Annotated in this window: 3 protein-coding genes; 2 read left to right on the top strand and 1 reads right to left on the bottom strand. The window is 49.2% G+C overall.

What is annotated here, in order from left to right; translation table 11 throughout:
- Both ACTHUE_RS16335 and ACTHUE_RS16340 read left to right on the top strand, forming a co-directional pair.
- The coding region (locus tag ACTHUE_RS16335; RefSeq protein ID WP_440423995.1) for a preQ(1) synthase at nt 1-230 on the top strand (230 nt) is incomplete at its 5' end.
- Nucleotides 231-331: 101 nt separating this feature from the next.
- Nucleotides 332-1,009, top strand: a complete 678-nt coding sequence (locus tag ACTHUE_RS16340; protein ID WP_003748425.1) for a 7-cyano-7-deazaguanine/7-aminomethyl-7-deazaguanine transporter — start codon at nt 332-334, stop codon at nt 1,007-1,009.
- Between the two features lie 68 nt (nt 1,010-1,077).
- Here the strand turns inward: ACTHUE_RS16340 and ubiM are convergent.
- On the bottom strand, nt 1,078-2,177 hold a 1,100-nt coding region (gene ubiM / locus ACTHUE_RS16345), incomplete at its 5' end, for a 5-demethoxyubiquinol-8 5-hydroxylase UbiM (protein WP_440423996.1).

Raw genomic sequence — 2,177 nt, forward strand, 5'->3', positions numbered from 1 at the left:
TGAAACTCTATCTCTTCAGCTTCCGCAACCACGGCGACTTCCATGAAGACTGCGTCAACATCATCATGAAAGACCTCATCGCCCTGATGGATCCGAAATACATCGAAGTATTCGGCGAATTCACACCACGCGGCGGCATCGCCATTCATCCGTTTGCCAACTACGGCAAAGCAGGCACAGAGTTTGAAGCTTTGGCACGCAAACGCCTGTTTGAGCACGATGCACAATAATCCCGTTCAGACGGCCTAACCGCCCTTTTTATTGCGAGACTTTCTCTATTGCACGGTCTCGCAGGGCTTCATGCCGTCTGAAAAACTTCCGAAAGATTTCTATGTACGAATTTACCGCCGCACAGCAGAAGAAAGCGCTCTTCTGGCTGGTGCTTTTCCATATTTTTATTATTGCCGCCAGCAACTATCTGGTACAGTTCCCCTTTCAAATTTTCGGTATCTTTACCACTTGGGGCGCATTTTCCTTCCCCTTTATCTTCCTCGCTACCGACCTGACCGTGCGCATTTTCGGCGCACCATTGGCGAGACGGATTATTTTTTGGGTGATGTTCCCCGCCCTGCTGCTCTCTTACGTCTTCTCCGTCCTCTTTCATGACGGCAACTGGACAGGCTGGGCATCTTTGGCCGAATTTAACACCTTCGTCGGCCGTATCGCATTGGCCAGCTTTTCCGCCTATGCGCTCGGGCAAATCCTCGATATTTTCGTGTTCAACAGATTACGCCGTCTGAAATCATGGTGGATTGCCCCCACAGCTTCTACCGTTGTCGGCAACGCTTTGGACACGCTGGTGTTTTTCGCCGTTGCCTTTTATGCGAGCAACGATGAATTTATGGCGGCAAACTGGCAGGGCATCGCATTTGTCGATTATCTGTTCAAACTCGCCATCTGCACACTCTTCTTCCTGCCTGCCTACGGCATCGTATTGAGCATCTTGACCAAAAAACTGACTTCCTTAAACGTCCGCCAAGAAATGCCCGAATCGGTTTTAGCCAAATAAACAATAGATAAAAAACAAGGCCGTCTGAAACTGTAATCGTTCAGACGGCCTTTTATGTTTTCAAATGATTAACCGGTCAATTGTTTGGTAATCAGTTTTTTCAGCGGCGGGAAGTTATTGCTTGCACGCAATACCAAACCGCGCAGCAGTTTCGCCGGAGCAGTTTCATTGGTAAAGAGTTTCAGCAACATATTGGTGCCGTGGTAAATCGGATGGGCGTGGAACATATGCTTGGTACTGTATTTTTCCAGCAGGCTCTTCGCACCAATATCCTGACCGCGTTGCTCGGCTTCAAGCACCAATTTAGCCAAAAGATCGGCACTTGCCAGACCCAAGTTGAAACCGTGCGCAGTAACCGGATGCATACCGACCGCGGCATCGCCGATCAGCGCGCTGCGTTTGCCATAGAAACGTTGGGCAATCATACCGACCAAAGGATAATTGTGAATAGTGCTAACCAATTCCATATCGCCCAAACGGCCTTTGAGTTGCTCTTTCACGCTGGCTGCCAATTCTTCCGGCGACATGTTTTTAATCGTTTCGGCTTTATCGCTGTCTACCGTAATCACTGTATTGGTCAAGTGTTCTTCCAAAGGCAGCAACGCAATGGTGCGGCCGTAATGGAAGCATTCATATGCGGTATGCAGGTTGGACAAAGTATGCTTCATGCGGCACACAAACATGGTACGGCTGTAATCGTGCATATCGGAAGAAATGCCCAATTGACGGCGTGTTTGCGAGAAACGGCTATCGGCGGCCAACAACAGACGGCCGGTCAATACTTCGCCGCTTTCCAAAATAACTTGCGCCTCATCGTCAGAAGTTTTGACTTCTTTAACATTGGTACCGGCCAGGATCTTGACGTTGTCCAATTTGGACACGACTTCATAAGCGGCTTTACGGATGTTGTGATTGGAAATCAAATAGCCCAAGCAATCGGCAGGCTCGCCGCGCGCCTCAGTCGGTTGCGGGAAGTGGAGCTGGTAATCGGAATGACCGTTCAACACTTTGGCATCGCGCAAAGGATAAATTTCGTCTTTCGGAATCAAATCCCACATACCCAATCGCTGCATGATTTCGCGCGACAAGTGCGTCAGTGCGATTTCACGGCCGTCATACGGCGGATTTTGCAACACTTCTAAAGGACTTCTTTCAATCAGGGTTATGT

This window comes from Neisseria sp. P0021.S005 (assembly GCF_051956955.1).